General features: G+C 62.7%; 33 protein-coding genes. 21 read left to right on the top strand and 12 right to left on the bottom strand.

Features of this window, described 5'->3' with window-relative positions:
* Positions 1 to 148: 148 nt before the first annotated feature.
* Genes ACR0LZ_RS20605 through cobD form a run of 3 tightly spaced genes read right to left on the bottom strand, consistent with a single transcriptional unit; the run spans position 149 to position 3,236 of the window.
* A complete protein-coding gene (locus ACR0LZ_RS20605; protein WP_480752093.1) occupies positions 149 to 1,315 on the bottom strand; it encodes a lytic murein transglycosylase in 1,167 nt (388 codons plus the stop codon).
* A 26-nt stretch (positions 1,316 to 1,341) separates the two neighbouring features.
* Complete coding sequence (cbiB, locus tag ACR0LZ_RS20600) at positions 1,342 to 2,262, bottom strand: adenosylcobinamide-phosphate synthase CbiB (RefSeq protein WP_480752091.1); 921 nt, start codon at positions 2,260 to 2,262, stop codon at positions 1,342 to 1,344.
* Positions 2,259 to 3,236 (bottom strand): threonine-phosphate decarboxylase CobD, encoded by a 978-nt coding sequence (gene cobD, locus ACR0LZ_RS20595; protein WP_480752090.1) that lies wholly within the window; start codon positions 3,234 to 3,236, stop codon positions 2,259 to 2,261. Before cobD ends, cbiB begins: the two co-directional genes overlap by 4 nt.
* A 186-nt stretch (positions 3,237 to 3,422) precedes the next feature.
* Here cobD and ACR0LZ_RS20590 point away from each other — a divergent pair, with 186 nt between their 5' ends.
* Entirely contained in the window at positions 3,423 to 3,785 is a 363-nt protein-coding gene (locus tag ACR0LZ_RS20590) for a response regulator transcription factor (protein WP_480752089.1), read from the top strand.
* Here ACR0LZ_RS20590 and ACR0LZ_RS20585 read toward each other — a convergent pair.
* The gene (locus ACR0LZ_RS20585) at positions 3,767 to 4,756 is read right to left on the bottom strand and encodes a glutathione S-transferase family protein (protein WP_480752087.1); all 990 of its coding nucleotides are present in this window, start codon (positions 4,754 to 4,756) and stop codon (positions 3,767 to 3,769) included. The genes ACR0LZ_RS20590 and ACR0LZ_RS20585 overlap by 19 nt on opposite strands.
* A 212-nt stretch (positions 4,757 to 4,968) precedes the next feature.
* Between ACR0LZ_RS20585 and ACR0LZ_RS20580 the strand changes: the two genes are divergently transcribed.
* The gene (locus ACR0LZ_RS20580) at positions 4,969 to 5,322 is read left to right on the top strand and encodes a hypothetical protein (RefSeq protein WP_480752086.1); all 354 of its coding nucleotides are present in this window, start codon (positions 4,969 to 4,971) and stop codon (positions 5,320 to 5,322) included.
* A gap of 3 nt (positions 5,323 to 5,325) precedes the next feature.
* Here ACR0LZ_RS20580 and ACR0LZ_RS20575 read toward each other — a convergent pair whose 3' ends face one another.
* Together ACR0LZ_RS20575 and ACR0LZ_RS20570 are read right to left on the bottom strand one after the other, a co-directional pair.
* A complete protein-coding gene (locus tag ACR0LZ_RS20575; protein WP_480752085.1) occupies positions 5,326 to 5,856 on the bottom strand; it encodes a L,D-transpeptidase family protein in 531 nt (176 codons plus the stop codon).
* A 2-nt stretch (positions 5,857 to 5,858) separates the two neighbouring features.
* The gene (locus ACR0LZ_RS20570) at positions 5,859 to 7,031 is read right to left on the bottom strand and encodes a MalY/PatB family protein (protein WP_480752084.1); all 1,173 of its coding nucleotides are present in this window, start codon (positions 7,029 to 7,031) and stop codon (positions 5,859 to 5,861) included.
* A 94-nt stretch (positions 7,032 to 7,125) separates the two neighbouring features.
* On the opposite strand from ACR0LZ_RS20570, the gene def (ACR0LZ_RS20565) reads away from it, so the two are divergent.
* From def (ACR0LZ_RS20565) to ACR0LZ_RS20535, 7 genes are all read left to right on the top strand, one after another.
* Positions 7,126 to 7,644: a peptide deformylase gene (gene def, locus ACR0LZ_RS20565; protein ID WP_480752082.1), complete on the top strand. Its 519-nt coding sequence runs from the start codon at positions 7,126 to 7,128 to the stop codon at positions 7,642 to 7,644.
* Complete coding sequence (def, locus tag ACR0LZ_RS20560; protein ID WP_480752080.1) at positions 7,641 to 8,138, top strand: peptide deformylase; 498 nt, start codon at positions 7,641 to 7,643, stop codon at positions 8,136 to 8,138. The genes def (ACR0LZ_RS20565) and def (ACR0LZ_RS20560) overlap by 4 nt, the downstream gene beginning before the upstream one ends.
* Positions 8,135 to 8,629, top strand: coding sequence for a peptide deformylase (def, locus tag ACR0LZ_RS20555; protein ID WP_480752078.1), 495 nt, complete (start codon positions 8,135 to 8,137; stop codon positions 8,627 to 8,629). Before def (ACR0LZ_RS20560) ends, def (ACR0LZ_RS20555) begins: the two co-directional genes overlap by 4 nt.
* 53 nt (positions 8,630 to 8,682) lie before the next feature.
* The gene (gene fmt / locus ACR0LZ_RS20550) at positions 8,683 to 9,588 is read left to right on the top strand and encodes a methionyl-tRNA formyltransferase (RefSeq protein ID WP_480752076.1); all 906 of its coding nucleotides are present in this window, start codon (positions 8,683 to 8,685) and stop codon (positions 9,586 to 9,588) included.
* A 15-nt stretch (positions 9,589 to 9,603) separates the two neighbouring features.
* Positions 9,604 to 9,840 (top strand): hypothetical protein, encoded by a 237-nt coding sequence (locus ACR0LZ_RS20545; RefSeq protein WP_480752075.1) that lies wholly within the window; start codon positions 9,604 to 9,606, stop codon positions 9,838 to 9,840.
* A 1-nt stretch (position 9,841) separates the two neighbouring features.
* Positions 9,842 to 10,078 carry a GlsB/YeaQ/YmgE family stress response membrane protein gene (locus tag ACR0LZ_RS20540; protein WP_480752074.1) on the top strand — a complete coding sequence of 79 codons (237 nt, stop codon included), beginning with the start codon at positions 9,842 to 9,844 and terminating at the stop codon, positions 10,076 to 10,078.
* 74 nt (positions 10,079 to 10,152) lie between these two features.
* The gene (locus tag ACR0LZ_RS20535; protein WP_480752072.1) at positions 10,153 to 11,727 is read left to right on the top strand and encodes a caspase family protein; all 1,575 of its coding nucleotides are present in this window, start codon (positions 10,153 to 10,155) and stop codon (positions 11,725 to 11,727) included.
* Here ACR0LZ_RS20535 and rnhA read toward each other — a convergent pair.
* The 4 genes from rnhA to ACR0LZ_RS20515 form a co-directional block, all read right to left on the bottom strand.
* Positions 11,712 to 12,182 (bottom strand): ribonuclease HI, encoded by a 471-nt coding sequence (gene rnhA, locus ACR0LZ_RS20530; protein WP_480752070.1) that lies wholly within the window; start codon positions 12,180 to 12,182, stop codon positions 11,712 to 11,714. The genes ACR0LZ_RS20535 and rnhA overlap by 16 nt on opposite strands.
* Complete coding sequence (locus ACR0LZ_RS20525) at positions 12,175 to 12,762, bottom strand: class I SAM-dependent DNA methyltransferase (protein ID WP_480752069.1); 588 nt, start codon at positions 12,760 to 12,762, stop codon at positions 12,175 to 12,177. Before ACR0LZ_RS20525 ends, rnhA begins: the two co-directional genes overlap by 8 nt.
* A 14-nt stretch (positions 12,763 to 12,776) precedes the next feature.
* The gene (ispH, locus tag ACR0LZ_RS20520) at positions 12,777 to 13,721 is read right to left on the bottom strand and encodes a 4-hydroxy-3-methylbut-2-enyl diphosphate reductase (protein ID WP_480752068.1); all 945 of its coding nucleotides are present in this window, start codon (positions 13,719 to 13,721) and stop codon (positions 12,777 to 12,779) included.
* Between the two features lie 208 nt (positions 13,722 to 13,929).
* Complete coding sequence (locus ACR0LZ_RS20515) at positions 13,930 to 14,505, bottom strand: LabA-like NYN domain-containing protein (RefSeq protein WP_480752066.1); 576 nt, start codon at positions 14,503 to 14,505, stop codon at positions 13,930 to 13,932.
* A gap of 139 nt (positions 14,506 to 14,644) precedes the next feature.
* Here ACR0LZ_RS20515 and folK point away from each other — a divergent pair, with 139 nt between their 5' ends.
* The 7 genes from folK (at position 14,645) to ACR0LZ_RS20480 (ending at position 20,809) form a co-directional block, all read left to right on the top strand.
* A complete protein-coding gene (gene folK, locus ACR0LZ_RS20510) occupies positions 14,645 to 15,214 on the top strand; it encodes a 2-amino-4-hydroxy-6-hydroxymethyldihydropteridine diphosphokinase (protein WP_480752064.1) in 570 nt (189 codons plus the stop codon).
* Positions 15,215 to 15,307: 93 nt separating this feature from the next.
* Positions 15,308 to 15,661, top strand: coding sequence for a DNA-directed RNA polymerase subunit omega (gene rpoZ, locus ACR0LZ_RS20505; protein WP_480752063.1), 354 nt, complete (start codon positions 15,308 to 15,310; stop codon positions 15,659 to 15,661).
* A 26-nt stretch (positions 15,662 to 15,687) separates the two neighbouring features.
* Positions 15,688 to 17,820 (top strand): RelA/SpoT family protein, encoded by a 2,133-nt coding sequence (locus ACR0LZ_RS20500; protein ID WP_480752061.1) that lies wholly within the window; start codon positions 15,688 to 15,690, stop codon positions 17,818 to 17,820.
* Between the two features lie 16 nt (positions 17,821 to 17,836).
* Positions 17,837 to 18,535: a DUF2062 domain-containing protein gene (locus tag ACR0LZ_RS20495; RefSeq protein ID WP_480752060.1), complete on the top strand. Its 699-nt coding sequence runs from the start codon at positions 17,837 to 17,839 to the stop codon at positions 18,533 to 18,535.
* Positions 18,528 to 19,274 carry a pyridoxine 5'-phosphate synthase gene (locus ACR0LZ_RS20490; RefSeq protein WP_480752058.1) on the top strand — a complete coding sequence of 249 codons (747 nt, stop codon included), beginning with the start codon at positions 18,528 to 18,530 and terminating at the stop codon, positions 19,272 to 19,274. Before ACR0LZ_RS20495 ends, ACR0LZ_RS20490 begins: the two co-directional genes overlap by 8 nt.
* Positions 19,271 to 19,891 carry a LysE family transporter gene (locus ACR0LZ_RS20485; RefSeq protein WP_480752056.1) on the top strand — a complete coding sequence of 207 codons (621 nt, stop codon included), beginning with the start codon at positions 19,271 to 19,273 and terminating at the stop codon, positions 19,889 to 19,891. Before ACR0LZ_RS20490 ends, ACR0LZ_RS20485 begins: the two co-directional genes overlap by 4 nt.
* 90 nt (positions 19,892 to 19,981) lie before the next feature.
* On the top strand, positions 19,982 to 20,809 hold the full coding sequence (locus tag ACR0LZ_RS20480) for an MBL fold metallo-hydrolase (RefSeq protein ID WP_480752055.1): 828 nt from the start codon (positions 19,982 to 19,984) through the stop codon (positions 20,807 to 20,809).
* A gap of 9 nt (positions 20,810 to 20,818) precedes the next feature.
* Here the strand turns inward: ACR0LZ_RS20480 and ACR0LZ_RS20475 are convergent, their stop codons facing one another.
* Complete coding sequence (locus tag ACR0LZ_RS20475) at positions 20,819 to 21,694, bottom strand: CE1 family esterase (RefSeq protein WP_480752054.1); 876 nt, start codon at positions 21,692 to 21,694, stop codon at positions 20,819 to 20,821.
* Between the two features lie 97 nt (positions 21,695 to 21,791).
* Between ACR0LZ_RS20475 and acpS the strand changes: the two genes are divergently transcribed.
* From acpS to ACR0LZ_RS20450, 5 genes are all read left to right on the top strand, one after another.
* Complete coding sequence (gene acpS / locus ACR0LZ_RS20470; RefSeq protein ID WP_480752052.1) at positions 21,792 to 22,211, top strand: holo-ACP synthase; 420 nt, start codon at positions 21,792 to 21,794, stop codon at positions 22,209 to 22,211.
* 58 nt (positions 22,212 to 22,269) lie between these two features.
* Positions 22,270 to 23,106 carry a signal peptidase I gene (lepB, locus tag ACR0LZ_RS20465; RefSeq protein WP_480752051.1) on the top strand — a complete coding sequence of 279 codons (837 nt, stop codon included), beginning with the start codon at positions 22,270 to 22,272 and terminating at the stop codon, positions 23,104 to 23,106.
* A complete protein-coding gene (gene rnc, locus ACR0LZ_RS20460) occupies positions 23,103 to 23,786 on the top strand; it encodes a ribonuclease III (RefSeq protein ID WP_480752049.1) in 684 nt (227 codons plus the stop codon). The genes lepB and rnc overlap by 4 nt, the downstream gene beginning before the upstream one ends.
* A gap of 195 nt (positions 23,787 to 23,981) precedes the next feature.
* Positions 23,982 to 24,890: a GTPase Era gene (gene era / locus ACR0LZ_RS20455; RefSeq protein WP_480752047.1), complete on the top strand. Its 909-nt coding sequence runs from the start codon at positions 23,982 to 23,984 to the stop codon at positions 24,888 to 24,890.
* Positions 24,887 to 25,216 (top strand): DUF1491 family protein, encoded by a 330-nt coding sequence (locus ACR0LZ_RS20450; protein WP_480752045.1) that lies wholly within the window; start codon positions 24,887 to 24,889, stop codon positions 25,214 to 25,216. The genes era and ACR0LZ_RS20450 overlap by 4 nt, the downstream gene beginning before the upstream one ends.
* Before the next feature lie 91 nt (positions 25,217 to 25,307).
* Here the strand turns inward: ACR0LZ_RS20450 and ACR0LZ_RS20445 are convergent, their stop codons facing one another.
* Positions 25,308 to 26,297: a nuclear transport factor 2 family protein gene (locus tag ACR0LZ_RS20445; RefSeq protein ID WP_480752044.1), complete on the bottom strand. Its 990-nt coding sequence runs from the start codon at positions 26,295 to 26,297 to the stop codon at positions 25,308 to 25,310.
* Positions 26,298 to 26,303 lie beyond the last annotated feature (6 nt).

Below are 26,303 nucleotides of genomic sequence, written 5' to 3'. Positions count from 1 at the left end.
ACACAAAGTCATCATCACAGCAGTCGCTAGAAAGCTCGTTACAATCGCGAACGCACTCCTAAAATCTCGGCAAAACTGGTCGGCTCAGACCGCCTGAGAAATACAGTTGCTAGAGACCGGCCCTCATCCGCCTGACACCACTTGTCCACTACAACCTGCGCAAAAGCTCTGCCGTCGGCCAGGCGTCAGCGGGCAAACCCACCCTTTCCTGCTCTGCCTGTACCGCCGCGCGGGTTCCGGCGCCCAGAATGCCGTCGATCTTGCCGACCTCGTGGCCGCGCGCCTGCAATTTCGCTTGCAGCTCTTTCATCTGCGGTCCTGACAATCCGGGCTCCGGATTACCGGCATCATAAATCGGACCACCCTCCAGCCGGGTGGCGAAATAGGCGGCGGTCAGGACATAGACGAAACTCTGGTTCCACTCGAAATAGACGTCGAAATTCGGATAGGCCAGAAAGGCTGGTCCTTTATGGCCCTGCGGCAGCAACAGCGACGCCTGCATTCCACCCGGCAACGACCCGCTCCGCGCGCGGACCCCCATCCGCTGCCACTCCGTGACCGCGCGGCCCTTGCCGGGCCCCGACAGCGACCAGTCCATATCCGCGGGCACGGTGACCTCCTGCAGCCATGGCTCACCCGCCCGCCAGCCCAGATGCGACAGCATCTTTGCCCCCGACATCAGCGCATCAGGGGCCGAGGTTTTCAGCGACACTTTGCCGTCGCCATCGGCATCGACGCCGTTGTCCAGAATGTCCTGCGGCAGCATCTGCACCATGCCGATCTCGCCTGCCCAGGCGCCGGTTGTGCGTTGCGGATCGAAGTTGCCACGGTCATACAGCGCGATGGCGGCAAATATCTGGGGCCGGAACAGATCGGGACGGCGGCAGTCATGCGCCAGCGTCACCAGCGCGTCGCGGGTGTTGAAATCTCCCTGAAAGCCGCCGTAGTCGGTTTCGAACGCCCAAAAGGCCAGCAGCACGCCGCGCGACACGCCGTATTCCGCCTCGATCCGGTCGAACACCGCATCGTGTTTCTGTGACATTGCCTGCCCCCGGTCGATCCGGTTCTGCGAAATCAGGTGCCGCGAGAAATCGATGAAGGGTTTCTGAAACACTCCCTGCGCCCGGTCGGCCTTCAGTACCTTGCCGTCCTGCCTGACGCCCTTGAAGAATGCGTTGACCCGGGCGCTGTCATGGCCTTTCGTCACCGCCTCCTGTTTCAGCGCCTGCACGAAGGCGTTGAAATCGCCTCCGCATTGGGCTTGGGCTGCGGTGGACAGCAGAAGGGCGAAAACGGCGGCAGAAAACAATCGCATCTTGCGGGTCAATCCCTCTTGTCGGGTCAGAATATCAATGTCAGCACAAACCACAGCAGAACGAGCGCAAAGACAAGGCCCCAAACGCGCCACAGCATGTCGACGGCGCGAGTGATCTCGAAAGCACCGATGGTTCTGCGCGCCGCGCCATTGACCCAGGCCAGATCGCGGATCTGACCGTGATAACTGCGCGGCCCGGCAAGGGCCACGTCCAGCGCGCGGGCCATCGCGGCCTCGGGCCAGCCCGCATTGGGCGAGACATGGCGTCGGGCGTCGGCAACGGTCTCGCGCCATTGGCCGAACCCACGGGCCAAGGCCACGATCATCAAACCGGTCAGCCGCGCAGGGATCAGGTTCAACAGGTCATCCAGCCGTGCCGAAGCCCAGCCGAATTCAAGATACTTCTCGGTGCGATAGCCGATCATGCTGTCCGCCGTGTTGATCGCCTTGTACACCAGCAGCCCCGGCAGACCGCCAACCAGAAACCAGAAGGCAGGCGCAATCACCCCATCGCTGAGGTTTTCTGACGCGCTTTCGATGGCCGACCGCGCGATCTGGCTTTCATCCATGGCCGAAGTGTCGCGCGATACGATCCGTGCCACCATCGCCCGCCCCTCGGGCAAGGACCGGCGCATGGCATCGGCCACGTCGGACACATGCGTCACAAGCGACTTCTGAGCCAGCAGAATGGCGCAGGCCAGGATTTCCACCACCGGCCCAAGCGCAGCCAGAACCTGACCCGCAATCACTGCCGCCGCGACCAGAAACAGGGCGACCGCAGCACCCTTGAGGCGCCGGTTGCCGCCCCGGTTCAGCCGCCTGTCCAGCGCTCCGATCAGATTGCCGATCAGCACCGCCGGATGCCGCACCCGCGACCACAGCCACTCGGGTTCTCCCAGCGCGGCGTCCAGCGCCATCGCCGCAGCCAGCAGAAACGCGGTGCTCACAGCGCAGCCTCCAGCCGGTCCCAACCCTGTGCAGGCGGCAGGCCCAGCCGCAGATAGGTCCGCGAATAGGGAAAGACGCGGCTCCAGATATGGGCACGCGCCAAACGGTCCTGCCATGCAGCAGCGTCATCGACCTCATAGAGCCGGAACAGGGTAGTGCCCCCGACAAGCTCGGCACCCTTTCCGGTGACAAGCGCATCCAGCTGGCTGGCCTCCTGCGCCAGGCGCGCGCGGGTGCGCGCCGCCCAGTCGGTATCGGTCAGGGCCTGCGCCCCGATCCGCAGCGCCGGCCCCGAAACCGCCCAGGGGCCGGTCAGGTCGTTGAGCCGGGCGATGGTGTCGGGTCGGGCGATGGCAAAGCCAAGCCGCAATCCGGCCAGCCCCCAGAACTTGCCAAAGCTCTTCAGAACCACCGTGCCGGGACGTTCGGCCAGATGGATCAGCGAGGTCGCAGGTGTCACATCGCAAAAGCTTTCGTCGATCACGGTCAAAGGCGCATCGGCTTCCGCTTCACGCCACAGGCGGCCATCGGGGTTGTTGGGATGCACGATGACCCGCGCCTGCGTAGGCCCAACGTCGCGGATGTCCCAGCCCTGCGCGGCAAAGGCGGCAGCATGTTCGTTATAGGTGGGGCGGGTGATCTGCACCGACCCGGCAGGAGCCAGCGCCGGAATTCGGGCAATCAGCGCCGACGCACCCGGCGCAGGCAGGATAGCGGCCTCAGCCGGCACCTGCCAGAATGTCCGCGCCGCCGACACCAGCGCCTCGAACGCGCCGTGATCGGGAAGCTCTGCCCAATCGGTCGCCTGCAAGCCGGACACCGGATAGGGTGACGGGTTGATACCTGTCGACAGGTCGATCCAATCCGCCCGCGCGCCGCCATAGCGCTTCATCGCGCCGTCCAGCCCGCCGCCATGGTCGCGTCGGGCGCGGGGGTCGATGGTGTTCTGGTCCATGTCCGGCGATTGCGCCATTGCGACTCTCTGCCTGAAAATGCTGCATTCTGCCCGCTTCAAGCGGATTCTTGCCGCCTGCACAAGCGAAACCGCCCGAAACAAGGGCCGCTTCGGGCATGTTAACATTTTGTTAAGCAATTGACCGGATCACGGGGCTAGGGGGACGGCACGAGATACATGCCAACCGTGCCAAGGGTGCCGCAAATGAAGGTTCTGATCGTTGAAAGCAACCCGGATCTTGGCCGGGTCTGGCAGCGTCACCTGCAACGGCAGGGGACCGAAGCCACCTTGGTTCTGACGCAGGAGGAGGCCATTCTGGCGCTCTATGGCACCGCCTTCGATATCATTGTCCTCGATCTCGTGCTGGAAAAGGGCAGCGCGCTTGCGGTGGCCGATTTCGCCAGCTATCGCCGCCCCGATGCGCGGGTGATCTTTGTCACCAACACCACCTTCTTTTCCGACGGATCAATCTTTGCCCACAGCTCAAACGCCTGCGCCTTTGTCCAAAGCGGCACCCCGCCCGAAGACCTGGCAGCCATGGTCGAGCATTACGCAGCCGGACGCTGATCGCGGCGATGCGGCTCCCGGTAATCCACAACCGGGTTGATCGGGATTATGCGGTGCGGATTGATGGTATTGTGGCTGAAATGATAGTGGCGCACGATATGCGCCATGTTCACCGTGTCCGCCACACCAGGCCATTGATATAACTCCCGCAGATAGGCCCAGAGGTCGGGATAATCGATTACCCTTTTGCGGTTGCACTTGAAATGCAGATGATACACCGGATCAAACCGCACCAGCGTGGTGAACAACCGCCAGTCGGCCTCGGTCAGGCGATCTCCCATCAGATAGCGCTTGGCTGACAACCTTTCCTCCAGCCACTCAAGCGTGTCGAACAGGGGATGCACGGCGGCGTCATAGGCCTCCTGCGTGGTGGCGAACCCGCATTTGTAGACGCCGTTGTTCAGCGTGTCATAGACGCGGGTGTTCACCGCCTCGATCTCGTCGCGCAGGGGCGCCGGCCAATAGTCATCCGTGTTCCCGGTGAGACCGTCAAAGGCGGAATTGAACATGCGGATGATTTCCGAACTTTCGTTCGACACGATGGTTTCCCGCTCGGTGTCCCACAGGATCGGAACCGTCACCCGCCCGGAATAGCCGGGATCGGCCTTGGTATATACCTGATGCGCGTGACTGAAACCATAAAGCGTGTCTCCGGTCGCGCCATGGGCGTCGGTCTCGAACGTCCAGCCCTGATCCAGCATGTCCGGATGCACCACCGACACCCCGACATGATCCGTCAGGCCCTTGAGGGCGCGAAAGATCAGTGTCCGGTGCGCCCATGGGCAGGCATAGCTGACGTAAAGATGATAACGTCCCGACGCCGCCTGAAATCCACCCTCGCCAGATAGGCCCGGCGCGCCGTCGGCGGTGATCCAGTTGCGGAACCGCGCCGCCGACCGCTTGAACGCGCCGCCGTTGGATTTCGTGTCATACCACTTGTCCTGCCATTTGCCGTCCACGAGCAGTCCCATGCGCTTACCTCCGGTTTCGAGAGACACTCCAAAAAATAGGGCCGCCCGCGCCGCCTGACCACCATCAGGCCCGCGCACGCTTTCTGCGCTCGCGCACATGGTGCGCATTCCTTGCGACACGATTGCAACGCAACGCCGTCACCGGAAATCTTTCATTGGATTTTTACAAAACCCATTGCAAACTTAAGGTTACGTGAGGGGGAAAGATTTTTATGACCACATACATTTCCGAGGAAATGCGCAAGGAATTGGATGCCGCGCGCATTGCAACACTCAAGAAAACAAGCCGTTTGCGGGTCGAAGCGGGGGAGGAATACTTTCGCGTCCTGCGTCTGTGGCAAAGCGGATTCGCGGTCGAGGCCGAAACGACTCCGCGTCTGCGCGGTCTCGTTGATCTCTACGATGGAACCAATCACCTTTATCAGTGCCTGATTGTTGCCGCAGAAGAAGAAGCCGGAGAGATGCGTTACGAGTTCAAACGCAACACTCTGGCCGCCGACAAGGCGCCTCTGGATTTCTATCGTTCGCCGGATGCGCCGATTGCGCTTCTGGGCAAGGACGACTGATCGTCAGGGCCGGATTTCGACGATCGTCCCGACGTCGGCAAGACGCCAAAGGCGCGTGATTTCGTCATTGGACACGGCGATGCAACCCAGGGTCCAGTCGCCCGGCAGGGTCATCCCGACGACACCGTTTGGTTGCCCGTGAATGAAGATATCGCCACCCGGATCGGTTCCGGCCTCGCGCGCCCGCGCGATGTCTTCAGGCTGCGGGTAGTCGATGCCCAGCGACAGGTGAAAGGCGCTTTGCGGGTTGCGGCGGTTGATCGTAAAGACGCCCTCGGGCGTGCGGCCATCGCCTTCGACCGCCTTGTCGCCTTCGGGGCTGAACCCCAGCGCAATATCGGCCTGCATCACCACAGCACCGTCCAGCGTCGCTGTCAGGCGGCGGGTGGATTTCTCGATCAGGATGCGATCGACCCGCTCGGCCTCGGGCGCCATCGGCGGCGCCACAGGGCGCGGGCCGAAACGCGCCCATCCGACCCAAAGCGCCCCGGCGACAAGGCACAACGCCAGCAGGACGGTCAGGCGCCGCAGCATGGCTATTGCAGATCGGCAAAGGCGCTGCGCAGCCGGGTGCAGGCCTCCTCGACACGCGCGCGCTGTGTTGCCAGGTTGAACCGCTCGAACGTCTCGCCCCCGGTTCCGAATCCGGGACCGGACGACGTGGCAATCCGCGCATCCTGCCGCAGGCGGCGGACGAACTCGTCATGGTTCATTCCGGTGCCCGAAAAATCGACCCAAGCCAGATAGGTGGCCTGCAACGGCATAGACCACAGGCCGGGGATTGATGCGATGGTGTCGTCGAACAGACGCCTGTTGCCGTCCAGATGCGCCATTTGGGCATCGACCCACGCGGCCCCGGCTGGCGAATAGGCGGCGGTGATCATTGCCACGCCAAGGGCGGCGGGCGCGTAATCCAGAGTCGCCAGCCGATGCCGCATCACCTTGCGCAATTCCGGGTCGGGAATGATCATGTTGCCGGTCCGCTGTCCGGCAATGTTGAATGTCTTGGACGCCGCCGTCAGGGTCACCGTCCACGCCCGCGCCTCGGGCGCGGCCACATCCATCGGTACGTATTTTTGACCAGCATAGACAAGATCGTGATGAATTTCGTCCGAGACCAGGATCAGCCCGTTTCGTTCCGCGAATGCCGCAACCGCGCGCAGCTCCTCGGGCGTCCAAACTCTACCCGACGGGTTCTGCGGCGAGCACCACAGCAGCAGCTTCTCCGAGCCGTCCAGCCGCGCCTGCGCGTCGTCCAGATCCAGCACATAGGTCTCGCCCTGCCGCACCAGCGGGCATTCCACCACCCGGCGACCCGACTTGTTCACCTTGTGCGCAAACTCGTGATAGACCGGGGTAAAGATCGCCACCCCGTCCCCCGGCGCGCTCCACACGTCCAGACACAGCGCAATCGCATTGCCCAGCCCCTGCGAGGTCAGCACCCAGTCGGTGTCGATGTCCCAGCCGTGCCGGGCCTTCATCCACCACTGCACCGCCTGCAGGTATTCGGGATGTTCCCAGGAATAACCGAACACGCCATGTTCCGCCGCCTTTTGCACCGCTTCGATCACGCAGGGCGCGGTCTTGTAATCGGAATCCGCCGTCCACATCGCCAGCCCGTCATCGGGCGAGACGCCATAGAGTTGCTCCATCTTGTCCCATTTTGAACTGTGGGTGCCGCGGCGGTCGGTAGGGTCGTTGAAAGTCATGTCTGCTCCGTTTGATCGCGGGAAAGCTAACCTCAATTCCGGCGGTTGCAAGGGGGGCGTTGCGGCGCGGCGCCGAATGACCTAAATCACCCTCATGAAACGCACTATTCTGATCCATCCCGACCCGCGCCTGAAGAAGGTCTGCGCGCCGGTGGCCGACATCACCGACGACCTGCGCAAGCTGGCCGACGACATGCTCGAAACGATGTATGACGCGCCGGGCATCGGGCTGGCCGCGCCTCAGATCGGCATGCTGGATCGGCTGATCGTGCTGGACTGCGTCAAGGAAGATGGCGAAGCGCCCCGCCCGCTGGTGATGTTCAACCCGCAGGTCATCGCGGCCTCGGATGAAACCAATGTCTACGAGGAAGGCTGCCTGTCGATCCCCGAGCAATATGCCGAGGTGACACGCCCCAAGGTGGTCGATGTGGCATGGATGGACCGGAACGGAAACCTGCAGCAGGAAACCTTTGACGGGTTGTGGGCCACCTGCGTCCAGCACGAGATCGATCATTTGGATGGCAAGCTGTTCATCGACTACCTCAAGCCGCTCAAGCGCCAGATGATCACCCGCAAGATGCAGAAGCTGAAGCGCGAGAAGGCCCGCGCGTGAGCGTCCTGCCGATCCTGACATGGCCCGACCCCCGACTGTCGCAGAAATGCGACCCGGTCGAAACCATCGTGCCGCAGGATCTGATCCGGTCCATGTTCGACACCATGTATGCCGCGCAGGGCCGTGGGCTGGCCGCGCCGCAGGTCGGGGTGATGCAACGGTTCTTTGTCATGGATTGCGGCTGGAAAGAGGGAGAGCCCGCGCCACTGGCAATGATCAATCCCGTCATCATGGCCGCCGAGCGTATCCCCGTGGTGATGGAAGAGGCCTGCCTGTCGATCCCCGGCATTGCGGTTGCGGTCGAAAGGCCAAAGGCTGTCACCGTGCAGTGGACCGCCCCCGAAGGCGATATCCACATGGCCGATTTCGACGGGTTTGAAGCGCGCTGCATCCAGCACGAGTTCGACCATCTGAACGGCACGGTCACGCTCGACCACCTGACCGGCGCGGACCGCGTGCGCGCCGAGGCCGAATACCTGGAGAAACATCAATGACCGTACGCCCCTGCCTGCCTTGGCCCGACAAGCGCCTGCGCAGCAAGGCCGCCGAAGTGCCCGAAATCACCGACGAGATCCGCGCGATCTGGGACGACATGATCGACACGATGGAGGCGATGCCGGGCGTCGGCCTTGCCGCGCCGCAGATCGGCGTGATGCTGCGACTGGCGGTGGTGGATGGTTCGGCCGAGCGGGGCCGGGCGGTGCGCCTTGCAAATCCGGAAATCCTGCACCGCTCGATCGAGCTGCGCGAGCATGAAGAGGCCAGCCCGAACCTGCCCGGCGTCGCGGCCACGATAAAGCGGCCCCGCGCGGTGACGGTCAAATACCTCAATGAACATGGCATCGTCGACCGCCGCGACTTCGTCGGCATCGAGGCGACCAGCGTGCAGCACCAGATCGACCATCTGAATGGCCGGATGTATTTCGACAACCTCAGCAAGGTCAAACGTGACATGCTGTTGCGCAAGGCGCGCAAACAAACCTAACGCCCGTAGGCCGGGCTTCAGCCCGGCACCCCGCCACAACCCCGGAGCAGATCATGCGCGTCATCTTCATGGGCACTCCCGATTTCTCTGTCCCGGTGCTCGACGCGCTGGTTGGTGCCGGTCACGACATCGCCGCCGTCTACTGCCAGCCCCCGCGCCCCGCCGGGCGCGGCAAGAAAGACCGCCCCACGCCGGTTCATGCCCGCGCCGAGGCGTTGGGCCTTGAGGTGCGTCACCCGGTTTCCCTCAAATCGCCCGACGAACAGGCCGCCTTTGCCGCGCTTCAGGCCGACGTGGCCGTCGTGGTGGCCTACGGCCTGATCCTGCCGCAAGCCATTCTGGATGCCCCCGCGCGGGGGTGCCTCAATATCCATGCCAGCCTGTTGCCGCGTTGGCGCGGGGCCGCGCCGATCCACCGGGCAATCATGGCCGGGGATGCCGAAACCGGCGTCTGCATCATGCAGATGGAGGCGGGGCTGGACACCGGCCCGGTGCTGCTGCGCAAAGCCACACCCATCGGCGCAGAGGAAACCACCGCCGAACTGCACGACCGCCTGTCGGCCATGGGTGCATCTCTGATCGTCGAGACATTGGCCAGCTTGCCCGAACTCGCCCCCGCCCCGCAACCGGATGCGGGCGTCACTTATGCCGCCAAGATCGACAAGGCCGAGGCACGGGTGGACTGGACCCGGCCCGCCGCCGAGATCGACCGTCAGATCAGGGGCCTGTCGCCGTTCCCCGGAGCCTGGACCGAAATCGAAGGCGAACGGGTCAAACTGCTGGCCTCGCGGCTGGCGCAGGGGCAGGGGGAACCGGGCGAGGTTCTCAACGACACCCTGCGCGTGGCCTGCGGGTCCGGCGCGGTCGATCTGCTGCGCTTGCAAAGAGCGGGCAAAGGCGCGCAGGATAATAAGACGTTCCTGCGCGGTTTCCCGGTTGGCGCGGGAACCCGGCTTTAGACGGAGGGCGCCCGCATGTTCATGATCCTGATGGGAACGGTCATCATTGCCGGGATCGTCGGATACCTGTCCGAGGCGACCGGCTTTACCCGCAACGGCTATGTGCAATCCATCATCATCTGTGTCGGCGGCGCGTTCATCTTCCATTTCTTCCGCATAATGTTCGGGATCGGCTTCGGCTCTCCGGGCCTGAACGCGGTGATTTCGTCCATAGGCGCGCTGATCATCGTGCCCACGCACTGGAGGAAATGACATGCCCGTCGTCGCCCTGATCGTCATCGGCGCCGCCGCCGGATTTCTCGCTACCCGCCTGATGCGGATCGAGGCCGACATTCCCACCACCATGGCCATCGGCATCGTCGGCGCGCTGCTCGGCGGCTTTGTCCTGCGCGGGCTTGCGACGATGATGGGCTGGCTTTCGGGCTTCGTCGGCGCGCTGCTGGGGGCCTTGCTGGTGATCTGGATCTGGCAAAAATACTTCCGCCGATAATCTGTGTGACCAGCATCCTTTGAGGCGGGCCAATTCTCGGATAAACTGTCCGTGACGTGTAACCCGAGGTGCCGATGAAGTTTCTGGCGGCCATTCTGATTATTCTGATCCTGCCGGTCTGCGCATGGGCCGACCGGGTGGCGCTGGTAATCGGAAACTCCGACTATCAGGCGGTCGCGCCGCTGGACAATCCCCGCAATGATTCCGCCGCCGTCTCTGTCCTGCTCGAAGATCAGGGGTTCGAGGTCGTCCGCGCCGACAACCTCAACCGCGTGCAGATGCGCGAAACGCTGCGCAATTTCCGCGCGATGGCGGATCGTTCGGAAATCGCCATGGTCTATTACGCCGGGCACGGGATCGAGATCGGCGGCACCAACTATCTGATGCCGGTCGATGCCCGCCTCGAAGATGTGCGCGACGCCGGTCTGGAAATGGTCGAGATGGATCTGATCCTGCGCCAGATCTCGGGCGCGCGGCGGATGAAGATGGTGGTGCTCGACGCGTGCCGCAACAACCCCTTCCTGGCCCGCATGAAACAGCAGGGCGGCACCCGCAGCGCCCGGCAGGGTCTCGCGGATGTCCAGACCAACGAATCCGACACGCTGATCGCCTACGCCGCCGCCGCTGGTGAAATCACGCCCGACGGACGAACCGGCGGCAACTCGCCCTTCACCGCCGCCTTCCTTGATGCGATGGCGGGGCCGCCGACGGATGTGCGCCAACTGCTGGGCCGTGTCCGCGACAGCATGCGCCAATCGGTGCCGGGGGCCGCGCCCTTCGTCTATTCCTCGCTCGGCGGCGGCGAATACGTGATCAACCCCGAAAGCGGCACGGGCCGGGCCGCGCCAGAACCACAACCAAGCGTGCCACCGCCCCCGACAGCGTCGATCTCGCAAGACTTCATCGAGGCCGACCGCGCGGGAAGTTTCGAAGCCTGGGATGCCTTCCTCATCAAGTTCGAGGATCAAAGCACGCATCCCCTCTATGCTTTCGCCCTGGAAAAACGCGAAGAACTCAGGCCTGCCAATCGTACGGCGATTTCTTCCGATGCCACCGCACCGGCGCCCCGATCCGAAGTGATCGCCGCGATGCCCGCCACCGAAGAACCGCAAACGCCGGCTTTGGCCAACCCGGAACCCGCAGCCGAACCGGAACCGGAGGCCGCGCAGAACCCAGAACCCGAGGTGAAACCGGAACCCGAGATGACCCTTGAAGAAGCGACGCGGCTGGCGCAGACGCGGTTGAAGGAAAGGGGATGTTACCTTGGGGCCATTGACGGCGATTTCGGGCGACGCTCACAGGCGGCCACGGCGGCGTTTCTCAAACAGGCGGGGATGCCGCTGACCGACAGCTATCAGGACGGCGTGCGCGGGTATCAGGAACTTGTCGCCGCGATCGAGGCCAAGCCGGGAATTGCCTGCCCCAAGGTGGCCCGTACATCGACACCGACCCGCACGACAAAGCCCAGGACACAGACGACCACACAGCGCACGACCCAGGCAGCCAAACCCGCCCAGACGGACGACAGTGATACAAACGAGGTCACAGGGGTTCCCGGATTCGTCACACGCAAGGACGCCACCAAGATGGTGCCCATCCGGCCATCCGACTGTATCGGCGGGCGCAAGAAATTCTATGACTGCGACTGAGCGGGCTTCTTGAACGGCTTCATGCCCGCGCGCGCCAGTTCATCGGCGCGCTCGTTTTCCGGATGTCCCGCATGGCCCTTGACCCATTCCCAGGTCACCTGATGACGGGCCTGCGCCTCGTCCAGCCGTTGCCACAGCTCGACATTCTTGACCGGCTTCTTGTTTGACGTGCGCCAGCCGTTTTTCTTCCACCCGAATATCCAGCCGGTGACCCCGTTCTTGACATAGGCGCTGTCGGTCACGACGGTGATTTGCGTGGGCCGCTCCAGCGTTTCCAGTGCGTTGATCGCGGCCAGCAGTTCCATCCGGTTGTTGGTGGTTTCTGCCTCGCCACCGCTCAGCTCGCGCTCCTTCAGGATACGCTCGCCGTCAACTGCGCGCAGCAGCACGCCCCAGCCCCCCGGGCCGGGATTGCCGGAGCACGCCCCGTCCGTATAGGCAAACAATTCAGGCATGAGCAGTGATTGCAATCCATTCCTCGACACGACCCGAAAACCCCGCGTCGGCCCCGGTCACATGCGAATGGACGGAAAAGCCCGCCTTGGCAAGCAGGTCTTCCAGCTCGGACCGCTCATAGTAGGCATAGAACCGGCCAAACTCGTCCACCTTCTCGCCTTGCCCCAGCTTCAGCACCAGATGCAGCCGCGCACCGGAACGCGCGGCCCGGTGCAGCGCCGCGAGATGCAGGGGTAACTTGGCCTTGGGCGCGTGCAACAGTGAAAAACTCGCCCAGATCCCGTCATAGATATCGACCCCGGCGATGTCGTCAAACACCTCCTGCCGCGCTTCGACACCCGGGTTTCGGGCCGCAAGCCGCACCATTTCGGCTGATCCGTCGGTCGCCGTCACGCGCAACCCCGCTTGGGCCATCATTGCCGCCGCATGGCCGGGACCGCAGCCCAGATCCAGCACATGCGCCCCCGCCGGTATCGCGGCGATGAAAGCGTCCAGACAGGGGTCGTTCCAGTCACTGACCATGTCCAGATAGGCCTGGCTTTTCGCGTCATAGACGGACAGGGTTCGGTCTTTGGTCATCGCGGCCCCCTTTCCTAAGCGCGCAACACGCGCGGAACCTTGAATTCGACACTCTCGGTGGCGGTTTCGATAATCTCGACCGTGACGGCATAGCGGTCCTGAAAGGCGTCGATCACTTCGTTGATCAGCTCCTCCGGCGCCGAGGCCCCGGCGGTGATGCCGACCGAGGCGATACCGTCCAGCGCCCGCCAGTCGATATCCGTGGCGCGCTGCACCAGCTGCGCATAGCGGCACCCGGCCTTCGAGGCGACCTCGACCAGACGGCGCGAATTGGACGAATTCGGCGCCCCCACCACCAGCAGCGCATCCGATTTCGGCGCGATGGCCTTGACCGCCTCCTGCCGGTTGGTGGTGGCGTAACAGATGTCTTCTTTGTGCGGCCCGACAATGGCGGGAAACCGCGCCTGCAGGGCCGCCACGATATCCTTGGTATCATCGACCGACAGGGTGGTCTGGGTGACAAAGGCCAGCCGTTCGGGATCGCGCACCGCAACCCGGTCCACATCCGCGACCGTTTCCACCAGCAGAACTTCGCCCTCGGGCAGCTGTCCCATGGTACCGACCGTCTCGGGATGACCCTTGTGGCCGATCATGATCATCTGCAACCCGGCCTCGGCATGGCGCTGCGCCTCGATATGCACCTTGGACACCAGCGGGCAGGTGGCATCGACATAAACCATGTTGCGCCGCTCGGCATCCGCGGGCACCGATTTCGGCACCCCATGCGCCGAAAAGATCACCGGGCGGTCGTCGGGACATTCTTCCAGTTCCTCGACAAACACCGCACCCTTTTCGCGCAGCCCGTCCACGACATACTTGTTGTGCACGATCTCGTGGCGCACATAGACCGGTGCGCCCCATTTCTCCAATGCCATCTCGACGATCTTGATGGCCCGGTCCACGCCCGCGCAAAATCCGCGCGGCGCGGCCAGATACAGGGAAAGCGGCGGTCTGGTCATGGTCGTCATCTCCTTGCCGCCGACACGTAGGAGATTTCGCCGGATACGACAAGTGACCAAGGTTTTGTCATCCTGCCGTCATCTTTGCGCGCTAGAACATGACTCGTTTCAGTACGAGTCATATTTAAAGCGACGCGGCCAGGCTCATCCGAACCTGGCCGCGCTTTTCCCTGACCGAACCCCCTGAATTCAGCCGATCGTGTGTCGCTCAGCGACCGCCTGCCGCGGCATAGTTCCGATCCTCGGCCGGAATGTCGCGCGGCGGGCGTCCGATCACGTCGCGCAGCTCTTCCAGCTCGATGAAGTTGTCGGCCTGGCGGCGCAGCTCGTCCGAGATCATCGGCGGCTGGCTGCGGATGGTCGACACCACCGAGACCCGCACGCCCTGGCGTTGCAGGCTGGCAATCAGCGGGCGGAAATCGCCATCGCCCGAGAACAGCACGATATGATCCACGCGCGGCGCCAGTTCCATGGCATCCACGGTCAGTTCGATATCCATGTTCCCCTTGACCTTGCGGCGGCCCATGCTGTCGGTGTATTCCTTCGCCGGTTTCGTGACCATGGTGAAACCGTTGTAATGCAGCCAGTCCACCAGCGGTCTGATCGGAGAATACTCATCGTTTTCAAGCAGCGCTGTATAGTAGAACGCCCTCAGAAGTTTCCCACGACGCATGAACTCCTGACGGAGCAATTTGTAGTCGATGTCAAATCCCAGAGCTTTTGCGGCGGCATATAGATTCGAGCCGTCGATGAACAGCGCTAGCCGTTCGTCTTTATAAAACATTAACTTTTTCCCTTCCGGTGCACCCTTTTCGCCGAGTATTTGCGTGAGTGAGTGGTGAGTGACCGGCGAAATGGTGATCTTAATGTAAGAATTTTGCGACTTATCGCAAGCATTCTGTGGGTCGAATATGGAGTATTTGATGAACAATAGCAGACAAGAAACCGTTATTGCACTGGGGGCGAACCTCAATTTCGACGGCTCCGACCCGCAGACGACCCTGCAACTTGCGCTGGACGTGCTTGCCGACGAAGGGGCGACGATTCGCGCCGCCAGCCGATTCTATGCCACGCCCTGCTTTCCGGCGGGGGCCGGACCCGATTACGTGAACGCGGCGGCGCTGCTGGAGACAGACCTTGCGCCCGAAGGATTGCTTGATCTTCTGCACCGGGTGGAACACCGCTTTGGGCGGGCACGCGAACAGCGCTGGGGCATGCGCACGCTCGACCTCGACATCGTCTGTTGGCAGGACAGTGTGCTGCCCGACGCGCGGGAATATGACCGCTGGTTCAACCTGCCACCCGAAGAGCAGGTCAGGGTCGCGCCCGAACAGCTGATTCTGCCCCATCCCCGCCTTCAGGACCGGGCCTTTGTCCTGGTGCCGATGGCCGATGTGGCCCCTGGCTGGCGGCATCCGGTTCTGGGCCGGACCGTCACAGAAATGCTGGCGGACCTGCCTCGGGGCGACGTGGCGGCGGTCAGACCGCTCTGATTGCCGATTTGTTGGTATTTCGCGCTTGTCAAGCCGGGGATTCCGCCTTAGATAAGCCCCTTCCTGACACGGTTTCTGATTGGAGAGTGCCTCATGGCCCGCGTGACGGTAGAAGACTGCGTAGACAAGGTTCCGAACCGGTTCGAGCTGGTGATGCTCGCCGCCCATCGCGCGCGCGAAATTTCCGCCGGCGCCGGGATCACCGTGGACCGTGACAACGACAAGAATCCCGTTGTGTCCCTGCGCGAAATCGCCGACGAAACCCAGACGGCCGACGAACTGCGTGAACGCCTGATCGAAGCCAACCAGACCCAGATCGAGGTCGACGAGCCCGAAGAGGACCAGATGGCCCTGCTGATGGGTGCCGAATCGGACAAGCCCGCCGCTGACGACATGTCCGAAGAAAAGCTCCTGCGCGCCCTCATGGAGGCTCAGGGCCAGGGGTAACCCGGATACGGGAAGGTGCGGACCGGATGATTTCTGCTGAAGACCTGATTGCGCTGGTCCGCAATTACAATCCAAAAACCAATTCCGATCGCCTGAAACGGGCCTACGAGTTCGGCGACAAGATGCACGAGGGGCAGTTCCGCCACTCGGGCGAGCCCTATTTCACCCATCCCGTCGCCGTTGCCGCCATTTTGACCGAACAGCGTCTGGATGACGCCACCATCATCACCGCCCTGCTGCATGACACCATCGAGGATACCAAGGCCAGCTATGGCCAGGTGGCCGAGATGTTCGGGGATGAGGTCGCCAAGCTGGTCGATGGCGTCACCAAGCTGACCAACCTGCAACTGTCCAGCCACGAGACCAAGCAGGCGGAAAACTTCCGCAAGCTGTTCATGGCCATGTCCAAGGACCTGCGGGTCATTCTGGTCAAGCTGGCCGACCGTCTGCACAACATGCGCACCATCAAGGCGATGCGCCCGGAAAAACAGGTGGTCAAGGCGCGCGAGACGATGGATATCTACGCGCCGCTGGCAGGCCGGATGGGCATGCAATGGATGCGCGAGGAACTCGAAGACCTCGCTTTCCGTGTCCTGAATCCCGAAGGCCGCCAGTCCATCATCCGTCGCTTCATCACCCTGCAACGTGAAACCGGCGACGTGATCCATCGCATCACCGGTGACATGCGGCACGAGCTGGAAAAGGCGGGCATCGAGGCCGAGGTGTTCGGCCGCGCCAAGAAACCCTATTCGATCTGGCGCAAGATGCAGGAAAAGGATCAGGGCTTCTCGCGTCTGTCCGATATCTACGGGTTCCGCATCATCACCCAGACCGAGGAAGACTGCTATCGCACGCTGGGCGCGATCCACCAGCGCTGGCGGGCGGTGCCGGGGCGGTTCAAGGATTACATCAGCCAGCCGAAATCGAACGGCTATCGCTCGATCCACACCACCGTGTCGGGCCGCGACGGCAAACGGGTCGAGGTTCAGATCCGCACCCGCCAGATGCATGACGTGGCCGAAACCGGTGTTGCGGCCCACTGGTCGTACCGCGACGGCGTGCGCTCGGAAAACCCCTTTGCGGTGGACCCGGCCAAGTGGATTTCCAGCCTGACCGAACAGTTCGACACCGAAGAGGATCACGAGGACTTCCTCGAAGCCGTCAAGCTCGAGATGTATTCCGACCAGGTGTTCTGCTTTACCCCCAAGGGCGACGTGGTGAAACTGCCACGCGGGGCGACACCCATCGACTTTGCCTATGCCATCCATACCCGCATCGGCCACGCCTGCGTCGGCGCCAAGGTCGACGGCATCCGGGTGCCGCTCTGGACCCGGCTCAAGAACGGTCAATCGGTCGATATCATCACCGCCGACGGCCAGACACCTCAGGTAACCTGGCTGGAAATCGCGGTGACCGGCAAGGCCCGCACCGCCATCCGCCGCGCCCTGCGCGAGGTGGACCGCGAACGCTTTGTCAAACTCGGCCACGAACTGGCGCGCGCCGCCTTTGAACATGTCGGGCGCAAGGCCACCGACAAGGTTCTGGATACCGCTGCCAGGCATCTGCGCCTCAAGGACCGCAGCGAATTGCTGGCCCGCCTTGGCAGCGCCGAGCTGACCGCGCATGACGTGATCGAGGCGGTCTATCCTGAACTCACCCGCGACGAGGGCGAAACCATCCCTCTGCGGCGCGCGGTGATCGGCCTGGAGGCGGGGCAAAGCTTCGAACGCGCGCCCTGCTGTCAGCCGCTGCCGGGCGAACGCATCGTCGGCATCACCTATCGCGGCAAGGGTGTGGTCGTGCACGCCATCGACTGCGCCCGACTCAGCGACTATGAAAACCAGCCCGAGCGCTGGGTCGACCTGCACTGGCATTCCGGCACCCACCCGGCGGTTTACGGCGCCACGCTCGACCTGACCATCGGCAACGATGCCGGCGTACTGGGACGTATTTGCACATTGATCGGCGAGAAAAAGGCCAATATCTCAAACCTTGAATTCGTGGATCGGAAACCGGACTTTTACCGCCTGCTGATCAACGTGGAACTGCGCGATGTCGAACAGTTGCATTCGTTGATGCTGACGCTCGAAGCGGAAAGCGACGTGGCGGCGGTCGAACGGTTCCGCGATTCCGATCTGGCAGCGGCGGAAACGGACTAAGAGGGGACGATCAGGAGTGGTTTTCAAGCGCCGAGATCGCCGCTCTCCCGTCCAGATCGCATCGGAGTTCGTCTACCCGCGCGGCGGCTGGACCCGCGCCTTTCACTACGTCAAGCACCGCATCCGTCGCTTGCCGGATTCGCCCGAGCGCATCGCGCGCGGCGTCGGCGCCGGGGTCTTCGCCTCGTTCACGCCGTTCTACGGGATGCACTTCGTCATCGCCGCCGTGGTGGCCCGGATGATCAACGGCAATTTTCTGGCCTCGCTCAGCGGCACCTTCTTTGGCAACCCGCTCACTTATGTCCCGATTGGCGTGGTCAGCCTGCAGACCGGCCATTTCCTTCTGGGCACCAAATTCGAAAAGGGGCACACTCAGGGGCTTATGGGCAAGTTCGCCAACGCCATGGCGGATCTCAAGGACAACTTCATCGCGCTCTTCACCGACCGAGATGCCGACTGGCACGGGCTGGGCGTGTTCTATGACGAGGTGTTCTTCCCCTACATGATCGGTGGCATCCTGCCCGGCATCATTGCCGGTGTCGTCTGCTATTATCTCAGCCTGCCATTGGTGCGCACCTATCAGCAGCGCCGCCGCACCAAGATCAAAAAGAAATTCGACCAAATCAAACGTTTGGCCCAGGTAAGGGCTGACGCGGTGCCGTCAAAGCCTCTAGGCTCGGCCACAGGGCAGGAAAAGGATTCTAACGATGTCTGACACCCATCTGCGTCTCGGCGTGAATATCGACCACGTGGCCACTGTGCGCAATGCGCGCGGCGGGGCCTATCCCGACCCGCTGCGCGCCGCCAGGCTGGCCGAAGAAGCGGGCGCCGACGGCATTACCGCGCACCTGCGCGAAGACCGCCGCCACATCTCGGACGCCGATATCGACGGCCTGATGGAGGTGCTGTCGGTGCCGCTCAACTTCGAGATGGCCGCGACCGACGAGATGCAGAAAATCGCCCTGCGCCACAAGCCGCACGCCGTCTGCATCGTCCCCGAAAAGCGCGAGGAACGCACCACCGAAGGCGGGCTCGAAGTCGCGCGCGAGGAAAACAAACTGGCCCACTTCATCGCCCCCCTGCGCGAGGCGGGCTGCCGCGTGTCGATCTTCATCGCGGCTGACATGAGGCAGATCGAGGCCGCTCACCGCATCGGCGCCGAGGTGATCGAACTGCACACCGGCGCCTATTGCGACGCCCATGCCGAAGACCGGATGGAAGACGCCGCGCGCGAGCTTGAATCGCTGCGCCAGATGTCCACCTTTGCCCATTCGCTGGGGCTCGAGGTCCATGCAGGCCATGGCCTGACCTATGACACCGTCAAACCCGTCGCCGCCTTCCCCGAGGTGCGCGAGCTGAACATCGGCCATTTCCTGATCGGCGAAGCGATCTTTCGCGGCCTGACCCCGGCAATTGCGGAAATGCGCAAACTGATGGATGAAGCGCGCGCGTGACCGACCTGCTGATCCCGCTCCCTGTCATCCTCACCGGCTGGGCACTGGCCGGGGGCAGCCCCGGTCCGGCGACGCTGGCCATATCCGGCACGTCGATGGCGCATGGCCGGGCGGCGGGCATGGCGATTGCGGCGGGTGTCGTGGCCGGCTCCGCGATCTGGGGCCTTGCCGCGGGGCTTGGCTTTTCCGCCCTGATGCTGGCCAATGCCTGGCTGTTCGAGGCGGTGCGCTATGCCGGTGCGGCCTATCTGTTTTATCTCGCGCTCAAATCGCTGCGCTCGGCATGGCGCGGCTCGGCGGTCGCTCCCGTTGCGGCCCCGCGCAAGGCGTTCTTCTTCAAGGGGCTGACCCTGCATCTGACCAACCCCAAGGCAATCCTTGCATGGGGTTCGATCTATGCCATTGCCCTGGTCCCGGCGGCGGGCACCCTGTCGGTCTGGTTATTGTTTGCGGCCCTGTCCGCCACGTCGGTCACCGTCTTCATCGGCTATGCCCTGCTGTTTTCGGCCCCGCCCATTGCCCGCGCCTATCTGCGCGCCAAGCGCGGGTTCGATCTGGCCTTCGGGCTTCTCTTCGGCGCCGCCTCGCTCAAACTGCTGACCGCACGGCTGATCTGATCCGGTTCACAATCATGTGAGCAGAGGCGCGTTGCCGTAACGGCAAGCCGGATGGCATCTTGGGGTATTCATAACACGGAGGATACTTCGATGATTGCAAGAACCCTCGTTTCCGTTTTCCTTTTGACAGTCGGCGGCGCGGCTCTGGCGCAGGACGCGCAGCGCGAACTGATCCCGGTCAAGGGCGATGTCTATCTCTTCCGCAACAATTTCCATCAATCCCTGATCGTCGCCACGCCCGAAGGCACCATCCGCGTCGATCCGATCAACGCCGGTGCAGGCGCGTGGCTGAACGAAAATCTGGGCCAGATCACCGACCAGCCGGTCACGCACCTGATCTATTCGCACAGCCATCTGGACCACGCCTCGGGCGGGTCCGCCCATGATGGCGCACAGGTGATCGTCCATGAAAACGCCCCCGACGCCATCGACGGCGTAACCCCGGATCTCCGCATCGGCGACAGCCACACGCTCGAACTGGGCGGCAAGACGCTGGAACTGACCTATCTCGGCCCGGGCCATGGCGAGGACATGCTGGCCGTCGTCGTCCGCCCCGAGAATGTGGGCTTCATCGTCGATGTCGCCGCGCCCGACCGGCTGCCCTATCAGACGCTGGGCGGCGCCAATGCGGATGACTGGATCAACCAGATCAAGACCGCCATGGCACTCGATTTCGAGGTGTTCGCTCCCGGCCACGGCAAGATCGGCACGCATGAGGATCTGGCCGAGCATCTGGGTTATTTCGAAACTCTGCGCGCCGGTGTGCTTGAAGGTCTCAAGGCAGGCAAGCCGGTCGCAGACATCCAGGCCGAACTGACGCTCGACGATTACAAGGACTGGGGCCAGTACGAAGCCTGGCGCCCGCTCAATATCGAGGGCATGGCAACCTACCTCACCAATGCGGGGCTTGTGAACTGAGCCGGGCTTTCAGTCGGGTGCGCGGTCAGGGGCCGAGAGGGTTGTAAACCACTCCGCCACACTGTCCGCCCAGTCCGGTTGCCGTCCATGCCCGTTTGGGCCAAGCGAGAATACCAGCGATCCGGCCTGGCACTTGGTCCACGCCTTGTTCCAGCGCGTGCCCTTGGCCGAAACGGTATCCGCCATCTGCCCGCAGCCATTGGTCTTGGCAAGGATCCCCAGAGACTTGAAAACACTGCCCTGTTCGAAATCCCAGCCGCCAAAGGTGACTTCCCGGCCTTCCAGCGGAACCGTCCGGTCGGCAAATCCGTGCGAGTGGTGCATGTGCACCGGCCCCTTGCAGCGCCGCCACATCGGCTCCCAGAAGGCACCCGAAGCCGAGGCGTAGCCGAGCGCGAAATCCGGGGTCTGGCAGGCGATATCCCAAACCATCGAGCCGCCGCGAGAGTATCCGGCCAGAAAGACCCGGTCGGGGTCGAACCCGAACCGGGCAAGTGCGTCCGCCCTGACCGCTTCCAGCGCGCCCTTGTCGTCGCGCGGCCAGCGGTGCCCGTCATGCACGCCCCAATCCAGCGCCTTGGGATTGCCGATATCGACCTGCCCCGCCGGGGCCACCACCGCAAACCCGCGCGCGGTAAACGCCCCGACCAGAGCATCATTTCCCATCACCGCTTTCGGTGTCGCCGCATAGCCGTGCAGAAAGATGACCACGGGCGCGCCCTGCACCCCGTCAGGCAGGGCCAGCAGATACTCGGTCTCGCCCGCGACACAGGGCGCATCCGGCCCGCCGCAGGTGCTTTCCTGCGCCTGTGCGCCCGATAGGAACGCCCCCAGATATAGCAGCAGTATCAGTCGGCGCATTTCGATCCTCGTTTTGTTGGTCATGCCTGTGACCGGAGTGTAGCACAGATAATTCCCGGCATCTGCTTGCCATATGGGGCCGTTTGGCGTTGATTGTGCCGACAGATTCCAGGGGGACCGCATGATTTTGGGAATTGGCACCGATCTCGCCAATATCGACCGCATCCAGCGAACGCTCGACCGGTTCGGCGATCGGTTCCGTGACCGCGTGTTCACCGAGACCGAACAGACCAAGGCCGAACGCCGCGCCGATACCGCCGGCACATATGCCAAGCGCTGGGCCGCGAAAGAGGCGTGTTCCAAGGCGCTGGGCACCGGTCTGCGCATGGGCATCGCCTGGAAGGACATGGCGGTGACGAACCTCCGCTCGGGTCAGCCGGTCATGCACGTCACCGGCTGGGCGGCGGAGAGGCTCAGGGAAATGACGCCCGCAGGCCACGAGGCGATCATCCACGTAACCCTGACCGATGATCACCCCTGGGCGCAGGCCTTTGTGGTGATCGAGGCGCGGCCCCGTCACGAAGCCGCCGCACGGCCTTGACTCGGCCCCACCGGCCCCGCATGTAGCACCCAATCAGACAAGGACTGGAGAGAGCAGTATGGCCGAGAAAGCCAAAACCGGCGGCGCCCTGTGGGAGACGATCAAGACCATCGTCTATGCCCTGTTGATCGCGGGCGTCTTCCGCACCCTGTTCTTTCAGCCATTCTGGATTCCATCCGGTTCGATGAAACAGACGCTGCTGATCGGCGATTTCCTGTTCGTCAACAAGATGGCCTATGGTTATTCCTACGCCTCATGTCCCAGCCTGATCCTGCCCCGTTTCGGCATCAACATAGATGCCGATGATATCTGCGGCTGGATGAAGGGCGACAATACCCGCATCCTGGGCGGCGAACCGGAACGCGGCGACGTGATCGTCTTTCGCCACCCGGTTTCGGGACGCGACTATATCAAGCGCCTGATTGGTCTGCCCGGTGACAAGATCCAGGTGCGCGATGGCGTCCTGATCATCAATGGCACGCCGGTCAAGCTGCAGGATGACGGCGTGTTCGAAGAAATCGAAGCACCTCAGGGGCCGCAGGGCCTGCGCCCGCGCTGCGAAAACGGGCCGGTCGGCACCGGCGGCATCTGCATCAAGTCACGCAAGATCGAAACCCTGCCGAACGGCGTGTCGCACACGATCCTGAATATCGGCGACCAGTCCTCGGATCACACCGGCATCTACGCAGTGCCCGAAGGCCACTATTTCTTCATGGGCGACAACCGCGACAATTCCAGCGACAGCCGCCTGCCGCAATCCGCCGGCGGCGTGGGGTTCGTGCCCTATGAAAACCTGATCGGGCGCGCCGACCGGATCATGTTCTCGTCCGCGGGCCGCTCGATGCTGTTCTTCTGGACCTGGCGCGGCGACCGGTTCTTCGAAGGCGTTCAGTGAAACTGTCAGCCGAAATAAAGGCCTTCGAACAGCGCATCGGCCACCGGTTCGAACGTCCCGAGCTTTTGCTGCGTGCGCTTACGCACGGCTCGGTCTCGGCGCCGACCCGTCCCGACAACCAGCGGCTCGAGTTTCTGGGTGACCGGGTGCTGGGTCTGGTGATGGCAACCGCGCTGCTGGAGGCGGACAAGACCGCGGCCGAAGGCCAGCTGGCCCCCCGTTTCAACGCGCTGGTGCGCAAGGAAACCTGCGCCGATGTCGCCCGCCAGGTCGATCTGGGCGCGGTGCTGAAACTCGGACGCTCCGAGATGCTGTCGGGCGGGCGGCGCAAGCAGGCTCTGCTGGGCGACGCGATGGAAGCGGTCATTGCCGCCGTCTATCGCGATGCCGGGTTCGAAGCCGCCCGAGACGTCATCCTAGCCCTCTGGGGCGACCGTATCCATAAGGTCGAGGCCGACGCCCGCGACGCCAAAACCGCGCTTCAGGAATGGGCCCAGGCGCGCGGCCAGAAACCACCCAGTTATGTCGAGGTCAAACGCAGCGGCCCCGACCACGCCCCCGTCTTCACCATCGCCGCCCGGCTGCAGGACGGAACCGAAGCGCAGGCCACAGCGGGTTCGAAACGCCAGGCCGAACAGGCCGCGGCCAAGGCGTTGCTGGATCGCCTGAGCCAGTCGTGAAGTTGGGCGCCTCCGGCGCGCTCTTTTTGACTTTCGATTGAGGGACGCAGTCCCTCAAAATACCCCGGGGTGAATTGCCCGCAGGTCAAGAGGGGCAGCGCCCCTTTTTCTTTGCAGTCGCGCGGCGCGAATCCCTCTGGTCCGCCACGGCAAACTCCTGTAGGGGTGCGGCCCTGCTAGCAGGATAGAAAACTGATGACCACACGCGCCGGATTTGTTGCCCTGATCGGTGAGCCCAACGCGGGCAAGTCCACTTTGTTGAACCGCATGGTCGGGGCCAAGGTCTCGATCGTGACGCACAAGGTTCAGACCACCCGCGCCCGCATTCGCGGCGTCGCGATGGAGGGCGAGGCGCAGCTTGTCTTTGTCGACACGCCAGGTCTGTTCAAGCCGCGCCGTCGGCTCGACCGCGCGATGGTCGCGGCCGCCTGGGGCGGGGCAGCGGATGCCGATATCGTCGTGCTGATGGTCGAGGCCCATCGCGGCATCACCGAAGGGGTGGAGCGCATTCTGGAGGGTCTGGGCGAGATCGGCCAGGGCCGCAAGGTCGCGCTGGCAATCAACAAGATCGACAAGGTGCAATCGGACGTGCTGTTGGGCCTGACCAAGGATCTGAACGACCGTTATCCCTTTGCCAAGACTTTCATGATCTCGGCCGAGCGCGGGTATGGCGTCGAGGATCTGCGCAAATGGCTGGCCCAGCAGCTGCCCGAAGGCCCATGGCTGTATCCCGAAGATCAGATCGCCGATCTGCCGATGCGCATGATCGCCGCCGAAATGACGCGTGAAAAGCTGACCCTGCGCCTGCATCAGGAACTGCCTTATCAGCTGACGGTCGAGACGGAAAGCTGGCAGGAACGCAAGGATGGCTCGGCCAGAATCGATCAGGTCATCTATGTCATGCGCGACGGTCACAAGGGCATCGTTCTGGGCAAGAAGGGCGAGACGATCAAGGCCGTCAGTCAGGCCGCGCGGGCGGAACTGGAAGAGTTCCTCGACCGCAAGATCCACCTGTTCCTGCAAGTGAAAGTCCGGCCCAACTGGCTGGAGGAATCCGAGCGCTATTCGGAAATGGGTCTGGATTTCAAAGACGGCAACGCATGACCCGCCTGACCGCCGATTTCTGGGTTCACGCCTATCTGGCGCGGCTGCGGTTTTTGGAAATCCCCGCCTTTGTCGTGGCCCATGGCGACGACACCGCGGGCGCGGTTCTGGTCAAGCTCAACACGCTCGACGGGCAGGCCACCGCCTTTCAGCGCAGCTTTGATCTGATGAGCGGCGAACGCACATGGGTCGAACTGTCCTCTGGTCCCGAGGGCGACGTGGATCACGCCATCCAGCGCCAGCGCAGCTTTGACCCCGACCTCTGGGTGATCGAGGTCGAAGACCGGCAAGGCCGGCACCTGCTGGGCGAAGAGGGGCTGGAGTAGCGGGCCAGATGCATGTCGGTTTTGAGCCCCAAAACCGCCTTTTTACTTCGTCACAGTTTCGCTGGTTTGTCTTGGCTGTGAATTTCCAATTTCAGGAGCCATCACGCCAGTCCAGTTTGAATATCGAGTGTTCCCCATCCAGACCTTTGAGTGGAACTGTCATCTGGTCGCCAAAATGAAATTCAGTTGATCCACCTACCATGATCCGGGTTGCATCCGAGACACAGATATCACTCGGTGCTGCAAGTGCAGCTATCCGGGCAGCTTTGTTTACCACCGTTCCGAAATGATCCGCGTCAGAAGTAATCACTTCACCAGTGTGCAAGCCAATGCGGACTTGCAGTTTGGGTTCTGCTGTTTGCGCTGCGTTCTTTTGCTGAATATTCTTCGCTGCCAACAATGCTGCCCGTGCGGATGCGAATGATGACATCATGCCGTCCCCGAGTGATTTCACCATTTGCCCCCCGCTCTCCACGATCTGGTGTTCGACCAGTCTCAGGTGTTTATGAACAGCGTCCGTCCAGAGTGTATCCCCTATTGCTTCGGCAATCGTTGTACTGTCCGCGATATCTGTGAACATCACCGTCGCTATGCCGCTTTGGCCGAGTTCATAGGGTGTAGAGAGCGCGGCATCGAGCAGTTCTTCAAAGCCTCTGGCTTGGTACCCGAAACCCTCGACATTGTTGACCGGTATCGAATTGTGAACGTGCACTATCTTCCAAGAACCCTTGTCGAGGTTCAGAATGACGGTGGAGCGCAATTGTGCGGATTGTCCAGTTTCGATCCCGTCAATGGTCGCTTCCCACTCCACCCATCCAAGTGATCCGCATTCAAATCCGCGAAGTTCTTGTGGGTTCCATTCGAAACGTGGGACCTCTCCGATGTATTGCTCCATGCCGCGACGCAATGCATCACCCCTCCAGGACTCACCTTGGGCTGAGCCAAAGTACGACAAAGCAGCATCGTCGGAGAAAAGATGTCCAACGGTTTCGCCATCACCCCGACCGTACGCTTTGATCCATCGTTCCACAATAGCTGCCAGTTCAGGCGATGAGCGTATTTTATTTGTCATGTCAGCCATGATAAG

The sequence above is a fragment of the Ruegeria sp. CI1 genome, from assembly GCF_056536925.1.
This window is presented reverse-complemented; position numbering and strand designations above follow the sequence as displayed.